Raw genomic sequence first — 15,916 nt, 5'->3', positions numbered from 1 at the left:
CGGCCTCTCTCACATCCCTTGCCGGCCGCGGCCGGATCACTGCCAATCCGCTAATGCCCAGTTTTTTTCAGTGATTATCGCGCGGCAGCCCTTTTGCGGCGATCCGCTGATATTTGACCGCCAGACCCAGAACCATACCGTCCGACAATTGTTCAAGACAGCCGCGCTGCAATTCCTGCCACGGGGTCTGGGATGGTGGCACAGGATAGCCGCCGGCCGCCTCCAACGCGACCCGCCGTTCCTGCCAGGTCTCGATCGGCACCAGGGCGTCGACGCGCCCGGCCCTGAGGTCCACGCGCACCCGGTCGCCGGTTTCGAGCAAGGCCAGCCCGCCGCCCGCCGCCGCCTCGGGCGAGGCATTGAGGATCGATGGCGATCCGGAGGTTCCCGATTGCCGGCCGTCGCCGATGCAGGGCAGGGTTTCCACGCCACGCCGGATCAGATCGGCGGGGGCGCGCATGTTGACGACCTCGGCGGCACCCGGATAGCCGATCGGGCCGACCCCGCGGATGAACAGGATGCAGTCTTCGTCGATGCCGAGGGCCGGATCGTCGATCCGGGCATGATAGTCCTCGGGCCCGTCGAAGACGATGGCGCGCCCTTCGAAGGCCTCGGGGTCGTCGGATCGCGACAGATAGCGCCGGCGGAAATCATCGTCGATGACCGAGGTCTTCATCACCGCCGAGTCGAAAAGATTGCCATGGAGTATCCTGAATCCGGCGGCCGGCAGCATGGGGTTGCCAAGGTCGCGGATCACGTCGGCATTCCGGGACCGCTGCCCCGCGCAATTGTCGCCGATGCTTCGCCCCGACACGGTCATCGCGGTGGCATGGATCAGATCGCCGGCGATCAACTCGCCGAGCACGGCCGGCACGCCGCCGGCGCGATGGAAGTCCTCGGCCAGATACGCGCCCGCCGGTTGCAGGTTGACCAGCATCGGAATGTCGCGGCCGATCCGCTCCCAGTCGCGGATGTCGAGATCGACGCCGGTATGGCGTGCGATCGCGCTCAAGTGGACCGGCGCGTTGGTCGAGCCGCCGATCGCCGAGGTGACCACGATGGCGTTCTCGAACGCCTGTCGGGTCATGATGTCGGACGGCTTCACATTCTCGTGAACCAGCGCCACCGCGCGGCGCCCGGTCTCATAGGCCATCTGCGCGCGCTCGCGATAGGGTGCGGGTATCGCCGCGCAGCCGGGCAGCGACATGCCCAGCGTTTCCGCCAGCGCGTTCATCGTGGCCGCCGTGCCCATGGTATTGCAGAAGCCGGCACTGGGCGCCGACGCCGCCGCCATGGCGATGAAGGTTTCATAGTCGATCCGGCCTTCGGCCAGCAGCCGGCGGGCCTTCCAGATGATCACGCCGCTGCCGGCGCGTTCGCCGTCGTGCCAGCCATTCAGCATCGGCCCGCCGGTCAGCACGATGGCCGGTATGTCGACGGTCGCCGCCGCCATCAGGCAGGCGGGCACGGTCTTGTCGCATCCGGTGGTCAGCACCACGCCGTCGAACGGATAGCCATAGAGGATTTCGACCAGGCCGAGATAGGCGAGGTTGCGGTCGAGCGCTGCCGTCGGCCGCTTGCCGGTTTCCTGGATCGGATGAACCGGAAATTCGATCGCCACACCGCCGGCTTCGCGGATACCCTCGCGCACCCGTTTCGCCAGTTCGACCAGCGGGCGGTTGCAGGGCGACAGATCGCTGCCGGTTTGGGCTATGCCGATGATCGGCTTGCCGGATTGCAGTTCCTCTCGCGTCAGGCCGTAATTCAGATACCGCTCCAGGTATAAGGCCGTCATATCCGGATTGGCCGGATTGTCGAACCAGGCACGCGATCGAAGCTGGGTGGGACGTCTCGTCATTCTGCTTGTCCTTGCTTCAGCCGCCGGCAATGACGGGGAACGCGATCAACAGACCGACCGCCAGAACCTGCAGGCATATGAACGGGACGAGTGCCCGGAAGATGTCGGCGAGGCTGATTTCCGGCGGGGCCACGCTCTTCAGATAGAAGGCCGCCGGGCCGAACGGGGGCGTCAGGAACGAGACCTGCATGTTCATGGCAAACAGCACGCCGAACCAGACCGGGTCATAGCCCAGATCGACGACCACCGGCACGAAGATCGGCATGGTCAGCAGCGCGATGCCGACCCAGTCCAGGAACATGCCGAGCAGGAACAGAATGGCCATCATCACCAGGATGACGACCAGCGGGTCGTCGGAGACGCCGGTCAGCATGCCGGACACGAAATCGATGCCGCCCATCAGATTGAACACGCCGACCAGGGCGCTGGCGCCGATGCCGATCCAGACGATCATGCCGCAGGTCGACAGCGTCTGCAGGGCCGCGGCCTTGAGCATGCCGAAGCTGAATTCGCCGCGCACCACCACCGACAGCAGCACCCCGGCCACCCCGACCGCCGAGGCTTCGGTGACCGATGCGATGCCGCCATAGATCGAGCCCAGCACGAAGGCCACGACGCAGACCGGAAGCACGATCCCCTTCAGAAGCCGCAGCCGCTCGGCAAGCGGCCGGGTGTCCGGCTCGGGCAATGGCGCCAGTTCCGGTTGAAAGTGGCAGCGGACCAGCACGTAGATGACATAGAAGCCCGCCAGCATCAGGCCCGGCAGGAAGGCCGAGGTGAAGAGGGCGCCGATGGAGACGTTCGCCGTCAGCCCATAGATGATCAGAACGATCGAGGGCGGGATCATCGTTCCCAGAGAGCCGCCGGCGCAGATGACCCCGATGGCGAGGCTGCGGTCATAGCCGAGACGCAGCATCTGCGGCAGGGCGAGCAGGCCGAGCAGCACGATTTCGCCGCCGATGATGCCGCTCATCGCCGCCAGCACGACCGCCACGAAAATCGTCTGGACGGCCGCCGCGCCGCGCAGCCGGCCGCCGACCATCTTCATGGTGTCGAACAGATCGCGCGCGATGCCCGAGCGGTCGAGCAGCGCCGCCATCAGCACGAACATCGGCACCGAGACGAAGACGAAGGACGAGACGAAAGAATAGACCCGGCTGGTGATCAGCGGCACCGACATCGGGCCGAACCAGAACACGGCGAAGATCAGCGCCACCAGCAGGGTGACATAGGCGAGAGGAATACCGGCGAGCAACAGGGCGAAGAGCAGGCCGAACATGAGCAGCGTGCCATATTCGATGCCGAGCGCGCTGAGGTCGAGCAATCCGCCGAATGCATCCATTACGCGGAGTCTCCCCGGCGCATGACGGACGACCGGGCATAGTTGATCGCCAGAATCAGGAATTGCAGCGTCATCAGACCCAGCACCGCCAGCAGGAACAGTTTCAGATAGGCCGGAAAGGCCGGATCCCAGGCACTGCCGGAGGTTTCCAGGCGAAAACTGCCATCGGGCCTGAAGATCGCGCGGGCGACGAGCTGCCACGCGGCCCATGCGAAGAAGCCCGAGGCCGCCATGCAGACAAGCGAGATCGCGACGTCGAGTGTCTGGCGTATCCGACCATGGGCGATGTCATAGAACAGCACCACCCGGATGTGGGAATCGCGGGCCGTGCAATAGAGCCCGCCATAGACGAAGGCCACCGCACACAGAAAGATGGTGGTCTCGTGTGCCCAGATCGTGGGCGCGTTGAAGACATAGCGCAGGATCACTTCCTGGATGAGGATCAGCATCGCCAGAACGATGCCGACGGCAAAGACGATCCCCCCACGATCGATCAGCCGGCCCAGCATCCCGGCGGCGGGAATGGCCCCTGACCCCCTGGCGTCGAGTGCCGCCTCTATCCGTTCGCCCTTGTCGTCGGCCATGATGGTCTCCCTGGCTGGGCTCCCTGTCCGGGCGGGCGGGCGGCGACAAGGGTGCCGCCCGTCGAATAAGGCCGACGCGCTAGTCGACCAGCCCATGTTCGGTGAGATAGGCCGTCAGGACGTCATAGACCTTCCGGGCATTCGGGGATTTCGCGGCGACCTTTTCCCATTCGCCGATGGCGATCTTGCGGAATTTGGCGCGCTCTTCCGCGGGCCAGTCGTGGATCGTGATCTTGCCGCCGGCCTTGGCGGCCGCGACCGCTTCCTGATCGCGCCTGGCCAGTTCCGCAACCTGATGCTGCGCGAATTCGGCCACCGTGGTCTCGAAAGCCTGCTTGATATCGTCGGGCAGGGCGTCCCACTTCTGCTTGTTCATCGACACCTCGACCAGCGGCATCGAATGGAAGCCCGGATAGATCGGATGCGGTGCGATATCGTTCAGTCCCTGCGCCTGATTGGTGGAAAAGACCGTGTAATCGGCCGCATCGATGACGCCCTTGTCGAGCCCGGTGAACACTTCCGACCCCGGCAGATTGACAGGCGACGCGCCAGCCGCGGCGAAGACCTGCTGCACCAGCCCTTCGGGCGCGCGCAATTTCACGCCTTTGAGATCGGCGACGCCATCCATCGGAACCTTCGAGACCAGCGCCTCCAGCCCCGGCGTGGTGGCGCCGATGAAATGCAGGCCATAAGGTTCCAGCAGCCCGTTCATGAGCGCGTTGCCGCCGCCGTCGGTCATGAAATCGAACATCTGCTGCGGGTCCGACCAGGCGCCGACCGGATTGGCGATCAGGCCGAATGCCGGATCCTTGCCGGCGAAATAGGATGTGTCGGTGATATGGCCGTCGAGGATCCCTGCCGCGATCGCATCCTGGGTCTCCTGATGCTCGACGATGGCGCCGACCGGCAGCAATGTCACCGACACCCGGCCGCCGGTCTTCTCTTCAAGCGCCTTGGTCCAGCCGGTCTGCAATTCGAAATTCGGATTGCCAGCCGGATCGCTCGACTGGAATTTGAACGCGTAGTCGGCGGCGAACGCCTGCGACGACATGGCCAGCGTCACAACGCCCGCGGCCAGACCAGATCTCAGCCAATTCATGATGATCCCCCCTTGTTGCGCCATTCTGCGAGACGCGCTGACGATGGTGATCGGCAGCACTATTCATTTGTATGGTAGCGCTACCAAAACCTATACCGTAGCGCTATCATCCCGTCAACAAGCCCATCCGGTGATTGGAGGCGCAAGGCGCATATGAGGCAACGCAAAGGGTCCGGCCGGCCGACCATTGCCGACGTCGCGCGGGAAGCCGATGTCGGCGCGATCACCGTATCGCGGGCGATCCGGAACCCCGGCCAGGTGTCGGCAGAACTGCGCGAGCGCATCGAGGCGGCGATCCGTCGGCTGAATTATGTGCCCGATCCCCAGGCCCAGGTGCTGGCATCGGGCCGGAGCAACGTCATCGGCGTCATTCTGCCCAGCCTGACCAACATCGTTTTCGGCGACGTGCTTCAGGGCATCTATGATCGGATCGAAGGCTCGGGCTTTCATATCCAGATCGGCAACACGCGCTATTCGGTGGACGAGGAAGACCGGCTGGTGGCGCTGTTTGCCGGCCAGCGCGCGGCGGCGATGCTGCTGACCGGCATCGATCAGTCGGCGGCCACCTGCAACCGGCTGGCCGAAGCCGGGGTTCCGGTCGTGCAGATCATGGAATACACGCCGCGGCCCATCGACATGCTGGTCGGCGTCTCGCATGCCGATGCGGGCCATGCCGCCGTCGATTATCTGCTGTCGCGCGGCTATCGGCGGATCGGCTTTCTGGGTGCGCGCATGGACCCGCGCATGCTGCGCCGCCGGGATGGCTATCGCGCCGCGCTTCGAAAGGCGGGGCTGTACGATCCGGCCCTGGAAATATCGACGCCCGCGCCATCGGGCGTCGCGCGCGGGCGGGCGTTGTGCAGCCAGTTGCTGGCGGCCGCACCCGATGTCGACGCCGCGTTCTGTGCCAATGACGACATCGCGCTGGGCGTGATGTTCGAGTGCACGGCCCGTGCCATCCCGATCCCTGAGCGGATGGGGATCGTCGGCTTCAACGATCTCGACATGACGGCGTCGGCCGTGCCGGCGATCACCGGCATCCGGGTCGATCGCTATCAGATGGGCGTGCGCGCAATCGGCATGCTGCTGGCCCGGCTGGCCGATGACGCGGTGGCGGAGCCATGCGTCGATCTGGGCTTCGAACTGATCCCCCGACAGACGACCCGATAGCGGCCGGCGCGTCGATGCCGCAGCCGGCCCCGATGCCGATCCCGGTCAGGTGAAGACCAAGTGATTCTAGATACTTGATCTGAATTCCGCCTAGACGAATTCAACCTGAAATGCGCGCAGGTCGGTCACGATGTGGGGGCCGGACAGCGGATCATTGGCTGTGCGCCAGGCATCATCGATAAGATCACGAAGATCATTGTCAGTGATCGTGCCCGGTTGGCCGATGAACACGATCTCGGTCGTGACGGCCACGCCAGGTGTCGAGGGCGTGAGCTTTAGTGAGCTACGCCGTCCTGCCAACTGGAAAATACCGTGCTCGCCATTGCCAAGGGTCAACCGGATCAGGCCTTTGGCACGATAGATGCCGCGTGGAAGTGTCTCCACGATGCGCTGTATTGCATTGAAAGAGAACGCTTTTTCGGTGCTTCTGTAGCCCCAGGAAGAGAAATCCCCGCTGTGATCATGGCCGTGGTCATCGTTGGCGCTGTGAACATGAAGATGCGTGGGGTCCATCTCCAGGGGCAGCCGTGGTATGGCGGCGCTGACATCGTGATCGAACAGCCAAGCGAGAGGAATGCGCCCGAAAGTGGTTTCCACGATTCGGGCCCGCGGCACGATGCGTTCCACCTGCGCCCGCACCGCTGCTCTCTGGGCGGATGACACGAGATCGATCTTGTTCACCACCACCAGATCGGCGACAGCAATCTGAGCATAGGCGATATCCGCATATGTCGCCGCCTCATCCACCACAAGATCGGCATCAAGCAGGGTGATGATGGTCTGGACGTCGACAAGTTGGCGGATTTCAGGGCGGAAGAATGAGTCCACGATCGACAGTGGTCGCGATACGCCACTGCTTTCGATGATGATATGCTCCGGTGGATCGGGCAGCCGGCAGAGTTTCTGAACTTCAGTTACCAAATCATCACGAATAACGCAACAGATGCAGCCGTTGGACAAGGCGATCGTTTCGCCCTCTACCGACACGACCAGACGCGCATCAATGTTGATGTCGCCGAAATCATTGACAATGACCGCAAACCGCCGGCCATCAGCACTGCTGATGATGCGGTTCAGCAAGGTGGTCTTACCTGATCCAAGGAACCCGCCGATGATGGTCAGCGGGATCCGGGAGGAGGAGATGTCAAGCATGGCAGGCTCCCAGGCAGGCACGACGACAGGGGCATGTGGGACTGTGACATCTGGGGCGATCAGTCCGTTACGGTTGATGTTGTGGAGACATTGTCTGAGCTGTCCGACGATGTGGTGGAACAGCCTGGACCGCAATCGGTGATCGCCCGATCGAAAATTTCCGGCGAGCGGAAATCATCGCTATCGAGTGGCGCCGTGCTTGTGCGGGGCGTCCCGATATTGGCGCCCCAGCTCTGTTCATTGATTGCCGCCCTGCGAGCGGTGATGGCATCTTTGCTGACGGTGAACACCATAAAGTCCGATCCGATCTGGTATGGGCCTTTCCAGTTGACGCGGATATCGGAAATGATCGCGGCGACTTCCTGGTCATCGACGACACAATGATTGGTCACCGCATAGCGTGGCCTGGTCAGCGACAGGACCTTGCCATAGCAGAGTGCCGTGGTATGAGATGTCGACACGTTGCCTTCATAGGATTGTTCCGTGCCGGGATAAACCTCTTCAAATCGCATGAGTGACGGAAAAGTCTCGTGCATGATCAGGTCCACGTTCTGCGCATTCTCCACGAAAAACTGGTTGGGCTCGGTGTCGCCGGACCAGACAAAGGACAGGCCATTCCAGTCGAGCCGATAACTGATCGCGCCGTCGATGACGTGGAGTGCCGGCCAGTGCGTGATCTTGACACCATTCTCCTCATAGGCGATGCCGGGATTTAAGCGATAATCAAGTTCTGTGACCTCGATATCATAAGATCCATCGATCGGCTGGCTCGCTTCGAAGCTGGTGGTATGCCAATGGCAGAACTGTTTCATCCCCGCGATCGACGCCTTTATGCCGAGTTCAGGCGTTTGGCCCGACGGTCCCCATACGCGTAGCGGCGCGTAGCGTCCTCCACTGGGGCCGAAGGCGTACATGGCCGGCAGGTCATTCATATGATCCATATGCAGGTGACTGAAGAACAATTTCGATGTCCGACTCATCGGAATCATCATGGATTGGTAATTAACGAAAGAGCCGATCCCGAGATCAAAAACAAAACTGTCGCCATTCCCAAGTTCCACAAAAATGGAACAGGCGGCTTGTGATCTCCGTACAAGGTTTCCCATGCCCGAGCCGGCGATGGTCACGCGCATCTCATCCCGACCCAAGGTTTCACCCGGGTAGGCATAGACCGAAGGCTGAGCGATGTTGGATTGCAGTATTGTTACATCGGGCATGCTGGATGCTGAGGCGGTGCCTGATGAGGCTCCACCCGACATGTCGCCCGATGAACTGCTGGTGGTCGACGTGGCGCTATCGGTTGATGACGACATGGGTGGTTTCCTCCCTATCCCTGATCAAGATGGGCATGCATGACACATCCATGCCTATATTAGGTCCCATAATGCGCACCTTTTTCTTCGGATGCAATTATGAGTAGGGATATTTCACTCACAGCCTATCAAAAGAATATATATGTGATCAGTTATTGTCATTTTCCGAGAAAATGTCTCCGTCTGGCGGGCGGTGCTGGTGAGGTCTGACCGGGCCCCGACGCCAGGGCGGAGGGCTGCCCGGCGCTTGGCTGTGACATCATGCTATCGCATGAGTCTAAATCTTGATCTGGATCAAGGCGCTGTCCGCCACGTTCCGAAACTCTACCTGTTCCATACCACAAGGTATTGACTCGTTTCCCACGGCGCGGTACTTCCTGGAGCAAGAAAACGCGACGTAGGGAGGACGAAATGGCGTCGCAGGCTCCGGTCATTCATGGTCGTGGCGAAGCGCGGCCCGTCTTTGCGACGGTGCTGGCCATGCTCGATCATGCGATTGAAAAACACCCTGATACCATTGCCTTGATCCATATGGGCCGCGCGCTCAGCTATGCCGATGAGGGCCGCGCGGTCGCGGCGCTGGCCGATGATCTGGCGCGCCGTGGTGCGGCCGGGCGGCCGGTGGTGGTGCTGGTTCCGAACAGTCTGGAATACCACATCGCATACTTTGCGGTTCTGTGTGCCGGAGGCGTGCCGGTGCTGCTGAACCCGCTCTATCCGGCGCCGGCGCTGGAGCCGCTGTTTGCCGATGCGATGCCGGTTCTGGTGCTGGCGGCGCCGGAGACCGCCGATGCGGCGCGCGCCTTGCAGCCGCGTTTCGGCCATGACGTGGTGGTGATGGGCGAGGGTGGTCATACGGTCGTGGCACTGGTCGCCGCAGGCCCTGGCCGCTTTCAGCCGCGCTCGGTCGCCCCGGATGCGCCGGCGGTGCTGATGTTCACCGGCGGCACCACCGGGATTTCGAAGGCCATCGTTCACAGCCACCGGGCGATGGTCGACGGCATTCTGCGCATCGACTGGGGCTGGCCGACCCGGGCCAGCGGCGAGGTCTGGCTGCCGGTGGCGCCGATGTTCCATATCTATGGCTGGTTTTTCGGGGTCGGCAATCCGGTTCATGCCTGCGCCACGCTGGTGATCCCCGACCGTTTCCAGCCCGATCACGTCGTTCAACTGATCGCCGATCACCGGGTGACCGTGTTCGGCGGCGGCCCGCCCGCGATCTATCAGGGGCTGATGGCGGCCGCCGGCTTCAACACCGCCGATCTGTCGTCGCTGGCGGTGTGCGGCGGCGGCGGCGCGCCGTTCCCGGTCGAGGTGCTGAAGCGCTGGAAGGACCGCACCGGGGTCGAGATCTGCGAAGGCTATGGCATGACCGAGATCGCGCCGATCGCGGTCAACACCGACAGTTTCGGCCGCAAAGCCGGATCGGTGGGCAAGCCGGTGCCGGATGTCGAGATCCGCATCGCCGATCTGGCCGATGCGTCGGTGACCCTGCCGGCGGGCGGGGTGGGCGAGGTCTGCGTCCGCGGCCCCCATGCCCTGACCGAATACCGCAACCGGCCCGATGAGACCGCATCGGCGATCCGCGATGGCTGGGTGCTGACCGGCGATATCGGCTTCATGGATGCCGAGGGCTTCCTGACCATCACCGACCGCAAGAAAGACGTGATCCTGGTCAAAGGGTTCAATGTTTTTCCGCGCGAGGTGGAGGAGGTGATCCATGAACACGCGGATGTGCGCGGCGTGGGCGTGATCAGCCAGCCCGACCCGCGCAGCGGCGAGCGGATCATCGCCTTCGTGATGGTCGACCAGCAGGCCGGCGACGGCCCGCGGGTGACCGCGGCCGATATCCTGGCGCATTGCAAGGCGCGGCTGGTCGGCTACAAGGTGCCGGCCGAGATCCGGCTGGTCGACGATCTGCCACTGACACCGGCGCGCAAGCTGGACCGTATCGCCTTGCGCCGGCAGGCGGCCGACGCCGCCGACGCGGCCTGACACGGCATCAACGCAAAGGCCGGCTTCGGGCTGTGCCTTTCGGCCCTGAACATACCTTAGAGTATTGTGGGCATCATCTGACGGGGGAGACGGGAGATGACAATCATCAGGCGGGTGACGCTGGCCCTGGCGGCGGGCGTGATGGCAGCGGGCGCCATGGCGGCGGTCGCCGCCCCGGCCGCTGCCGAGCCGGTGGTGCTGCGGTATAATCAGTGGTTTCCCAGCGGTCACTGGTCGCAGGCCGACGGCTTGTATCCCTGGTTCGCCGAAATCGAAGCCGTCACCGGCGGCCGGGTGAAGATCGAACCCTCGGCCAAGCCGATCGCGCCGCCGAACCGCAATTATCAGGCGGTGGTCGATGGTGTCGCCGATCTGGCCTGGGGGCCGCATGGCTATACCCCCGGCGTGTTCCCGCTGACCGAGATGGTCGAGTTGCCGTTCATCACCGAGGATGCCGGCCGAAGCTCGGTCGCCTATTGGCGGTTGTGGGAGACCGTGCTTCAGCCGACCGGCATGCAGGACGATGTCGTGACCCTGGCGATGCATGTCACCTCGGGCGGCAATATCCATATGCGTGGCAGCGCCGTCGACAGCCTCGCCGATCTGAAGGGCGCCAAGATCCGGGTGCCGACCCCAACCGTTGGCCGGGTGTTGAAGGATCTGGGCGCTGTGCCGGTATCGGGTGCGTTGAGCGAACTGCGCGAAATGCTGTCGCGCGGCATCATCGATGGCACGGCGATCTCCGACGAACTGGTGACCGGCTTCAAGGTCGAGCAGTACATTTCCCATGTCACCCGCATCCCCGGTGGCCTGTATTCCAACAGCGCCTTCGTGATCATGAACAAGGCGAAATGGGACCGGATTTCCGCCGAAGATCAGGCGGCGATTCTGAAGATTTCGGGTGAGGCGTTGTCGGCGCGGATGGGTGCCCTGTGGCATCAGAACGATCTGGCCGCCCGCACGGCGATCAAGGCCCGGCTGGGCGATGCCTACCAGGATGCCTCACCCGCCTTCATGACCGAGTTGAAGGCGGCTTTCGAGCCGGCCGAGATCGCCTGGCTGGAAAAGGCCGCCGAGCTTGGGATCGATGGTGGTGGCGCGATCAGCTTCTATCGCGCGGAACTCACCCGCGCCGCCGGCCAGTGATGGCATCGCGGGGGTGCGGCGCCATGAGAGGGCAGGGATCATGACGGGCATCATCACATCGGCCCGCCGCCTGACCAGCCTGATCGCGATGTCGGCGTTGATGCTGATGGCCGTGGTCACCTTCATCGACGTGGCGGGACGGGTGCTGTTCAGCGAACCGCTGGGCTTTGCTTATGAACTGGTCGGTGTGCTGCTGGGCATCGCCGCCTATGCCGGGCTGTTCCAGGCACAGGTGCACCGTGGCCATATCGCGATCGATCTGCTGGACGGCCGGTTCCGTCGCTGGCCGACCGTCGACCGGTGGCGCTTCGCGCTGGTCTGGATGGTGGAGTTGACGTTCTGGCTGCTGATCGCCGCCTGTGTCACCCGTCAGGCCGCGACCTCGATGGGCTATGGCGAGACCTTCCTGTTCCTGCCGGTCGCCCGCCATGTGCCGCTGTTCGCGGTGGCGGGGCTGGCCTGGGTGGCGGTGATCGGCCATCTGGCCGCCGGCGCGCTCAAGATCCGGGGCCGGACGGTTGAACATGGTGAACAGCCGGCTGTGGTGGAGCATGCCGCATGATCGTCGCCATCGCCTTCTTCATCCTGTTCGCGCTGCTGCTGCTGCGCACGCCGATCGCGGTGGCGACCGGCATGGTCGGCATCGGCGGGCTGGCGGTCTATCAGGGCCTGGGGCCGGCTCTGTCGCAGGTGGGCATCATCGCCACCGAAACCGTGCTGACCTATGAATTCGCGGTCATTCCGCTGTTCATCCTGATGGGCGCCTTCATCAGCCGGTCGGGGATCGCCGAGGAACTCTATCGCGCCTGCCATGCCCTGATCGGGCACCGGCGCGGCGGCCTCGCCATCGCCACGGTCGTTGCCTGCGGCGGCTTCGGCGCGGTCTGCGGATCAAGCCTCGCCACGGCCGCCACCATGTCGCGGGTGGCCTATCCGCCGATGAAGCGCTATGGCTATAGCGACGCCCTCGCATCGGGGTCGATTGCCGCCGGCGGTACGCTGGGGATTCTGATCCCGCCATCCATCGCGCTGGTGTTCTATGGCATCCTGACCGAAACCGATATCGGCCAGTTGTTCATCGCCGGCCTGCTGCCCGGCGTCGTCGGCATCCTGCTCTATGCCGGTGCCGTGGTGGCTGTCACGCTGGCGGACAGCAAGGCGGGGCCCGCGGCCGACCGGCTGCCGCTGGCCGCGCGCTTGCGGGCGCTGCGCGACATCTGGGCCACCGGCCTGCTGTTCCTGATCGTGATGGGCGGCATTTATGGCGGGCTGTTCTCGCCCACCGAAAGTGCCGGTATCGGGGCGGTCGGCGCGCTGCTGATCACGGCGGCGCGCGGCCGGGCCACCTGGTCGATGATCCGCGACGCGCTGGCCGATGCCACCACCACCACGGTCGCCCTGATCGCCATTCTGATCGGCGCCTTCCTGTTCGCCAATCTGATCAACGTCGCCAACGTCCCGCAGGCGCTGGTGGCCTGGATCGAGAGCCTGGATCTGGCGCCGCTGGTGGTGATCGCGGCGATCATCGGCGTCTATCTGGTGCTGGGCTGCGTGCTGGAATCGATGTCGATGATGCTGCTGACCGTGCCGGTGTTCTATCCGCTGGTCGAAAGCCTGGGCTATGACCTGATCTGGTTCGGCATCGTGGTCGTGGTCGTCACCGAAATCAGCCTGATCACGCCGCCGATCGGCCTGAATGTCTTCGTGTTGCAGGCGGTGCTGCCGCAGGTGCGGATCGCATCGGTGTTCCGGGGGGTGATGCCGTTCATCGCCGCCGATGTCGTCCGCCTGCTGCTGATCCTGTTCGTGCCCTGGCTGTCGCTGGCCCTGCCGCAATTGATGCGATAGCGGCAGCGCCCCGCCGGCGCCGTCTGTCTTTGCCATACCCTTAAGTACTGTTTTGATCTGAAAGGTTCCCCATCATGAACGCGCATGCTCTGCCGGCCGTCACCACCCGCACCGTTCAGGCCTTCGACCATCGCACCAATCTGCTGGAAGCCGGCGAGGGCCGGCCGGTGGTGCTGCTGCACGGATCGGGCGCCGGGGTGTCGGCGGCGGCCAACTGGCAGGCGGTGATCCCGGCGCTGGCCCGCCGCTTTCATGTCGTCGCCCCCGATATCGCCGGCTTCGGCCAGACCGAGCTGAAGCCCGATGCCCGCTATGACATCAAGCTGTGGGTGGCGCATTTCATCGGCATCCTGGATGCGCTGGGGCTGGACAAGGTTGGCGTGGTCGGCAATTCCTTCGGCGGCGCGCTGGGGCTGGCGACGGCCCTGTCGCATCCGGCCCGGATCGACCGCCTGGTGCTGCTGGGCACGCCCTGCGGCGAATTTCCGATGACCGATGGCCTGCGCGCCCAGCTCGATTTCGACGGCACGCTGGAAGGCATGCGCCACGCGGTCAGCTTCTTTCCCCATGATGACAGCATCATCACCGACGATCTGATCCAGCGCCGCTTTGCCGCCGCAACCCAGCCCGGCGCGCTGGAAGCCTTCCGCAAGTTGATGCCGGCGCCTCAGGGCGACGCGCGGCCGACCGTGCGCGGCATTCCGCTGAAGGTGCTGAAGACCCTGCCGCACCGGGCGTTGATCCTGCATGGCCGCGAAGATCGGGTGGTGCCCTTCGATCGGGCGCTGGACATGCATCAGGCGGTGGCGAATTCGGAACTGCATTCATTCGGCCAGTGCGGCCATTGGGTGCAGATCGAGCGCGAGGCCCGGTTCCTCGATCTGGTGACCGAATTCATGGCCCGCGATTGAGCGGCCGGGGGAGGGGCGATCCGATGAGCCGCGATGTGCTTGAAAAACTGCTCTACGACCTGTCGACCAACCGCCAGAGCCGCGACGCCTTTGCGGCCGATGCCTGCAAGCTGCTGGCCCGCTATCGGTTGAGCGACGCCGAACGCGCGCTGGTGCGGGAATATGACGTCCGCGCGCTGGCCGATCTGGGGGTCAATACCATGCTGACCTGGGGCTTCTGGCTTCAGGCCGGCCGGGGCAACCGCGACTATCTGGCGGCGATGAACACCCCCGCCAACACGCCGGCACAGGAACCCGCACAGGAAGGAACCTCGTCATGAGCCGGATCGTCGGCGGTTTCGTCGTCCCCCACGACCCTGTGATGTATGCAAACCCCAAGGGGGCGAGTGCGGCCGAGGCGGCCGCGGTCTATGGCGCCTATGCCACGATCGCGCGGCGGATCGGCGAGATGCAGGCCACCACCGCCATCATTATCGGCTGCGATCATTACATCCTGTTCGGCACCGATTGCCTGCCGCAATACGTGATCGCGACCGGCGAGGTCGATGGCCCGATCGATCAGCTTCCCGGGCTGAAGCGCCAGCCCATCGACACCAACGCGGCGCTTGCCCGCCACATTGCCGAGGCCGGCTTCGCCGAGGGCTTCGACTGGACGGTTGGCCGCGTGATGCAGGTCGATCATTCGGTGGCGATCCCGCACCGGCTGCTGGTCGATCCCAATCCGGGTGTGAAGACGGTCGCCATGATGCTGGCCTGCGGCGTCGATCCGTTCATCCACAAGCGCCGCGCCTTCGATCTGGGCCGCCAGATCGGCCGGGCCGTGGCGTGCTTCCCCGGCGATGAACGGGTGGTGGTGATCGGATCGGGCGGCATCTCGCATTGGGTCGGCACCGCCGAGATGGGGCGGATCAACCCTGATTTCGACCAGATGGTGCTGGATTGCGTGGCACGTGGCGATGCCGAGGCGCTGATCGCGCTGGATGACGCGCAGATCCTGGCCGAAGGCGGCAATGGCGCGATGGAGATCCGCAATTTCATCTGTGCCATGGGCGCGGTCGGTAGCAGCGGCGCCGAGGTGATCGATTATCTGCCGGTGCCCGGCTGGATCACCGGTCTTGGCTTCGCCGAGCTTCAGGCAGCCTGAGCGGGGAGATAGCCAGATGACCGACATAACCCTGATCCGCCTGTGCGACCTTGCCGAGATTGCCGAGGGCGCGGTGCTGAAGATCGACGTCGACGGCCGCAAGCCGCTGGCGGCGACCCTGCTGGACGGCACCGTCCATGTCTTCGACGACACCTGCCCGCATGCCGAGGAATCGCTGTCCAAGGGCTGGGTGGAGGATGGCCGGGTGGTGTGCCCGGTGCATTTCGCCGAATTCGATCTGGGCGACGGCAGCGTTCACAACGCGCCCGCCGGCTGCGGCCGGCTGACGCTGTATCCGGCCGTGATCCGCGACGGCGCTGTGTTCATGGCGGCCGGCTGACCGCCGGCGCCCGA

The 15,916-nt window shown here is 64.2% G+C and carries 15 protein-coding genes; 9 read left to right on the top strand and 6 right to left on the bottom strand.

Annotated elements, in window-relative coordinates; translation table 11 throughout:
• Window positions 1-67: 67 nt before the first annotated feature.
• The 4 genes from WG924_RS10215 to WG924_RS10200 all read right to left on the bottom strand — a co-directional run bounded on the left by WG924_RS10215 (window position 68) and on the right by WG924_RS10200 (window position 4,835).
• Complete coding sequence (locus WG924_RS10215; protein ID WP_345932925.1) at window positions 68-1,858, bottom strand: IlvD/Edd family dehydratase; 1,791 nt, start codon at window positions 1,856-1,858, stop codon at window positions 68-70.
• A gap of 16 nt (window positions 1,859-1,874) precedes the next feature.
• Window positions 1,875-3,200 (bottom strand): TRAP transporter large permease, encoded by a 1,326-nt coding sequence (locus WG924_RS10210; protein WP_345932924.1) that lies wholly within the window; start codon window positions 3,198-3,200, stop codon window positions 1,875-1,877.
• Complete coding sequence (locus tag WG924_RS10205) at window positions 3,200-3,784, bottom strand: TRAP transporter small permease subunit (RefSeq protein WP_345932923.1); 585 nt, start codon at window positions 3,782-3,784, stop codon at window positions 3,200-3,202. Before WG924_RS10205 ends, WG924_RS10210 begins: the two co-directional genes overlap by 1 nt.
• A gap of 79 nt (window positions 3,785-3,863) precedes the next feature.
• On the bottom strand, window positions 3,864-4,835 hold the full coding sequence (locus WG924_RS10200) for a TRAP transporter substrate-binding protein (protein WP_372044701.1): 972 nt from the start codon (window positions 4,833-4,835) through the stop codon (window positions 3,864-3,866).
• 201 nt (window positions 4,836-5,036) lie between these two features.
• Between WG924_RS10200 and gntR the strand changes: the two genes are divergently transcribed.
• Complete coding sequence (gene gntR, locus WG924_RS10195; protein ID WP_345932921.1) at window positions 5,037-6,053, top strand: HTH-type transcriptional regulator GntR; 1,017 nt, start codon at window positions 5,037-5,039, stop codon at window positions 6,051-6,053.
• A 90-nt stretch (window positions 6,054-6,143) separates the two neighbouring features.
• Here the strand turns inward: gntR and WG924_RS10190 are convergent, their stop codons facing one another.
• Together WG924_RS10190 and gntH are read right to left on the bottom strand one after the other, a co-directional pair.
• Window positions 6,144-7,205 (bottom strand): CobW family GTP-binding protein, encoded by a 1,062-nt coding sequence (locus WG924_RS10190; protein ID WP_345932920.1) that lies wholly within the window; start codon window positions 7,203-7,205, stop codon window positions 6,144-6,146.
• 59 nt (window positions 7,206-7,264) lie between these two features.
• A complete protein-coding gene (gene gntH / locus WG924_RS10185; protein WP_345932919.1) occupies window positions 7,265-8,518 on the bottom strand; it encodes a guanitoxin biosynthesis MBL fold metallo-hydrolase GntH in 1,254 nt (417 codons plus the stop codon).
• A gap of 411 nt (window positions 8,519-8,929) precedes the next feature.
• On the opposite strand from gntH, the gene WG924_RS10180 reads away from it, so the two are divergent.
• The 8 genes from WG924_RS10180 to WG924_RS10145 all read left to right on the top strand — a co-directional run bounded on the left by WG924_RS10180 (window position 8,930) and on the right by WG924_RS10145 (window position 15,902).
• Window positions 8,930-10,513 (top strand): class I adenylate-forming enzyme family protein, encoded by a 1,584-nt coding sequence (locus WG924_RS10180; protein WP_345932918.1) that lies wholly within the window; start codon window positions 8,930-8,932, stop codon window positions 10,511-10,513.
• 96 nt (window positions 10,514-10,609) lie between these two features.
• Window positions 10,610-11,659, top strand: a complete 1,050-nt coding sequence (locus WG924_RS10175) for a TRAP transporter substrate-binding protein (RefSeq protein WP_345932917.1) — start codon at window positions 10,610-10,612, stop codon at window positions 11,657-11,659.
• Between the two features lie 40 nt (window positions 11,660-11,699).
• A complete protein-coding gene (locus WG924_RS10170; RefSeq protein ID WP_345932916.1) occupies window positions 11,700-12,221 on the top strand; it encodes a TRAP transporter small permease in 522 nt (173 codons plus the stop codon).
• Complete coding sequence (locus WG924_RS10165; RefSeq protein WP_345932915.1) at window positions 12,218-13,507, top strand: TRAP transporter large permease; 1,290 nt, start codon at window positions 12,218-12,220, stop codon at window positions 13,505-13,507. The genes WG924_RS10170 and WG924_RS10165 overlap by 4 nt, the downstream gene beginning before the upstream one ends.
• Window positions 13,508-13,581: 74 nt before the next feature.
• Entirely contained in the window at window positions 13,582-14,418 is an 837-nt protein-coding gene (locus tag WG924_RS10160; protein WP_345932914.1) for an alpha/beta fold hydrolase, read from the top strand.
• Window positions 14,419-14,441: 23 nt separating this feature from the next.
• On the top strand, window positions 14,442-14,738 hold the full coding sequence (locus WG924_RS10155; protein WP_345932913.1) for a hypothetical protein: 297 nt from the start codon (window positions 14,442-14,444) through the stop codon (window positions 14,736-14,738).
• Entirely contained in the window at window positions 14,735-15,562 is an 828-nt protein-coding gene (locus WG924_RS10150) for a DODA-type extradiol aromatic ring-opening family dioxygenase (RefSeq protein ID WP_345932912.1), read from the top strand. Before WG924_RS10155 ends, WG924_RS10150 begins: the two co-directional genes overlap by 4 nt.
• A 16-nt stretch (window positions 15,563-15,578) precedes the next feature.
• The gene (locus WG924_RS10145) at window positions 15,579-15,902 is read left to right on the top strand and encodes a Rieske (2Fe-2S) protein (protein ID WP_345932911.1); all 324 of its coding nucleotides are present in this window, start codon (window positions 15,579-15,581) and stop codon (window positions 15,900-15,902) included.
• The last annotated feature ends 14 nt before the right edge of the window (window positions 15,903-15,916 follow it).

The sequence above is a fragment of the Tistrella arctica genome (assembly GCF_039630945.1).
In the GTDB taxonomy this organism is placed as follows: domain Bacteria; phylum Pseudomonadota; class Alphaproteobacteria; order Tistrellales; family Tistrellaceae; genus Tistrella; species Tistrella bauzanensis.
The sequence above is the reverse complement of the archived record's forward strand: the minus strand, read 5'-3'. Positions and strand labels throughout refer to the sequence as shown.

Bases quoted from the DNA above. Each gene is read 5' to 3' on its own strand.
- WG924_RS10175 (WP_345932917.1), top strand. From the start codon at position 10,610: ATGACAATCATCAGGCGGGTGACGCTGGCCCTGGCGGCGGGCGTGATG.
- gntR (WP_345932921.1), top strand. From the start codon at position 5,037: ATGAGGCAACGCAAAGGGTCCGGCCGGCCGACCATTGCCGACGTCGCG.
- WG924_RS10210 (WP_345932924.1), bottom strand. From the start codon at position 3,200: ATGGATGCATTCGGCGGATTGCTCGACCTCAGCGCGCTCGGCATCGAA.
- WG924_RS10205 (WP_345932923.1), bottom strand. From the start codon at position 3,784: ATGGCCGACGACAAGGGCGAACGGATAGAGGCGGCACTCGACGCCAGG.
- WG924_RS10160 (WP_345932914.1), top strand. From the start codon at position 13,582: ATGAACGCGCATGCTCTGCCGGCCGTCACCACCCGCACCGTTCAGGCC.
- WG924_RS10180 (WP_345932918.1), top strand. From the start codon at position 8,930: ATGGCGTCGCAGGCTCCGGTCATTCATGGTCGTGGCGAAGCGCGGCCC.
- WG924_RS10215 (WP_345932925.1), bottom strand. From the start codon at position 1,858: ATGACGAGACGTCCCACCCAGCTTCGATCGCGTGCCTGGTTCGACAAT.
- WG924_RS10150 (WP_345932912.1), top strand. From the start codon at position 14,735: ATGAGCCGGATCGTCGGCGGTTTCGTCGTCCCCCACGACCCTGTGATG.
- gntH (WP_345932919.1), bottom strand. From the start codon at position 8,518: ATGTCGTCATCAACCGATAGCGCCACGTCGACCACCAGCAGTTCATCG.
- WG924_RS10155 (WP_345932913.1), top strand. From the start codon at position 14,442: ATGAGCCGCGATGTGCTTGAAAAACTGCTCTACGACCTGTCGACCAAC.
- WG924_RS10165 (WP_345932915.1), top strand. From the start codon at position 12,218: ATGATCGTCGCCATCGCCTTCTTCATCCTGTTCGCGCTGCTGCTGCTG.
- WG924_RS10200 (WP_372044701.1), bottom strand. From the start codon at position 4,835: ATGTCGTCGCAGGCGTTCGCCGCCGACTACGCGTTCAAATTCCAGTCG.
- WG924_RS10170 (WP_345932916.1), top strand. From the start codon at position 11,700: ATGACGGGCATCATCACATCGGCCCGCCGCCTGACCAGCCTGATCGCG.
- WG924_RS10190 (WP_345932920.1), bottom strand. From the start codon at position 7,205: ATGCTTGACATCTCCTCCTCCCGGATCCCGCTGACCATCATCGGCGGG.
- WG924_RS10145 (WP_345932911.1), top strand. From the start codon at position 15,579: ATGACCGACATAACCCTGATCCGCCTGTGCGACCTTGCCGAGATTGCC.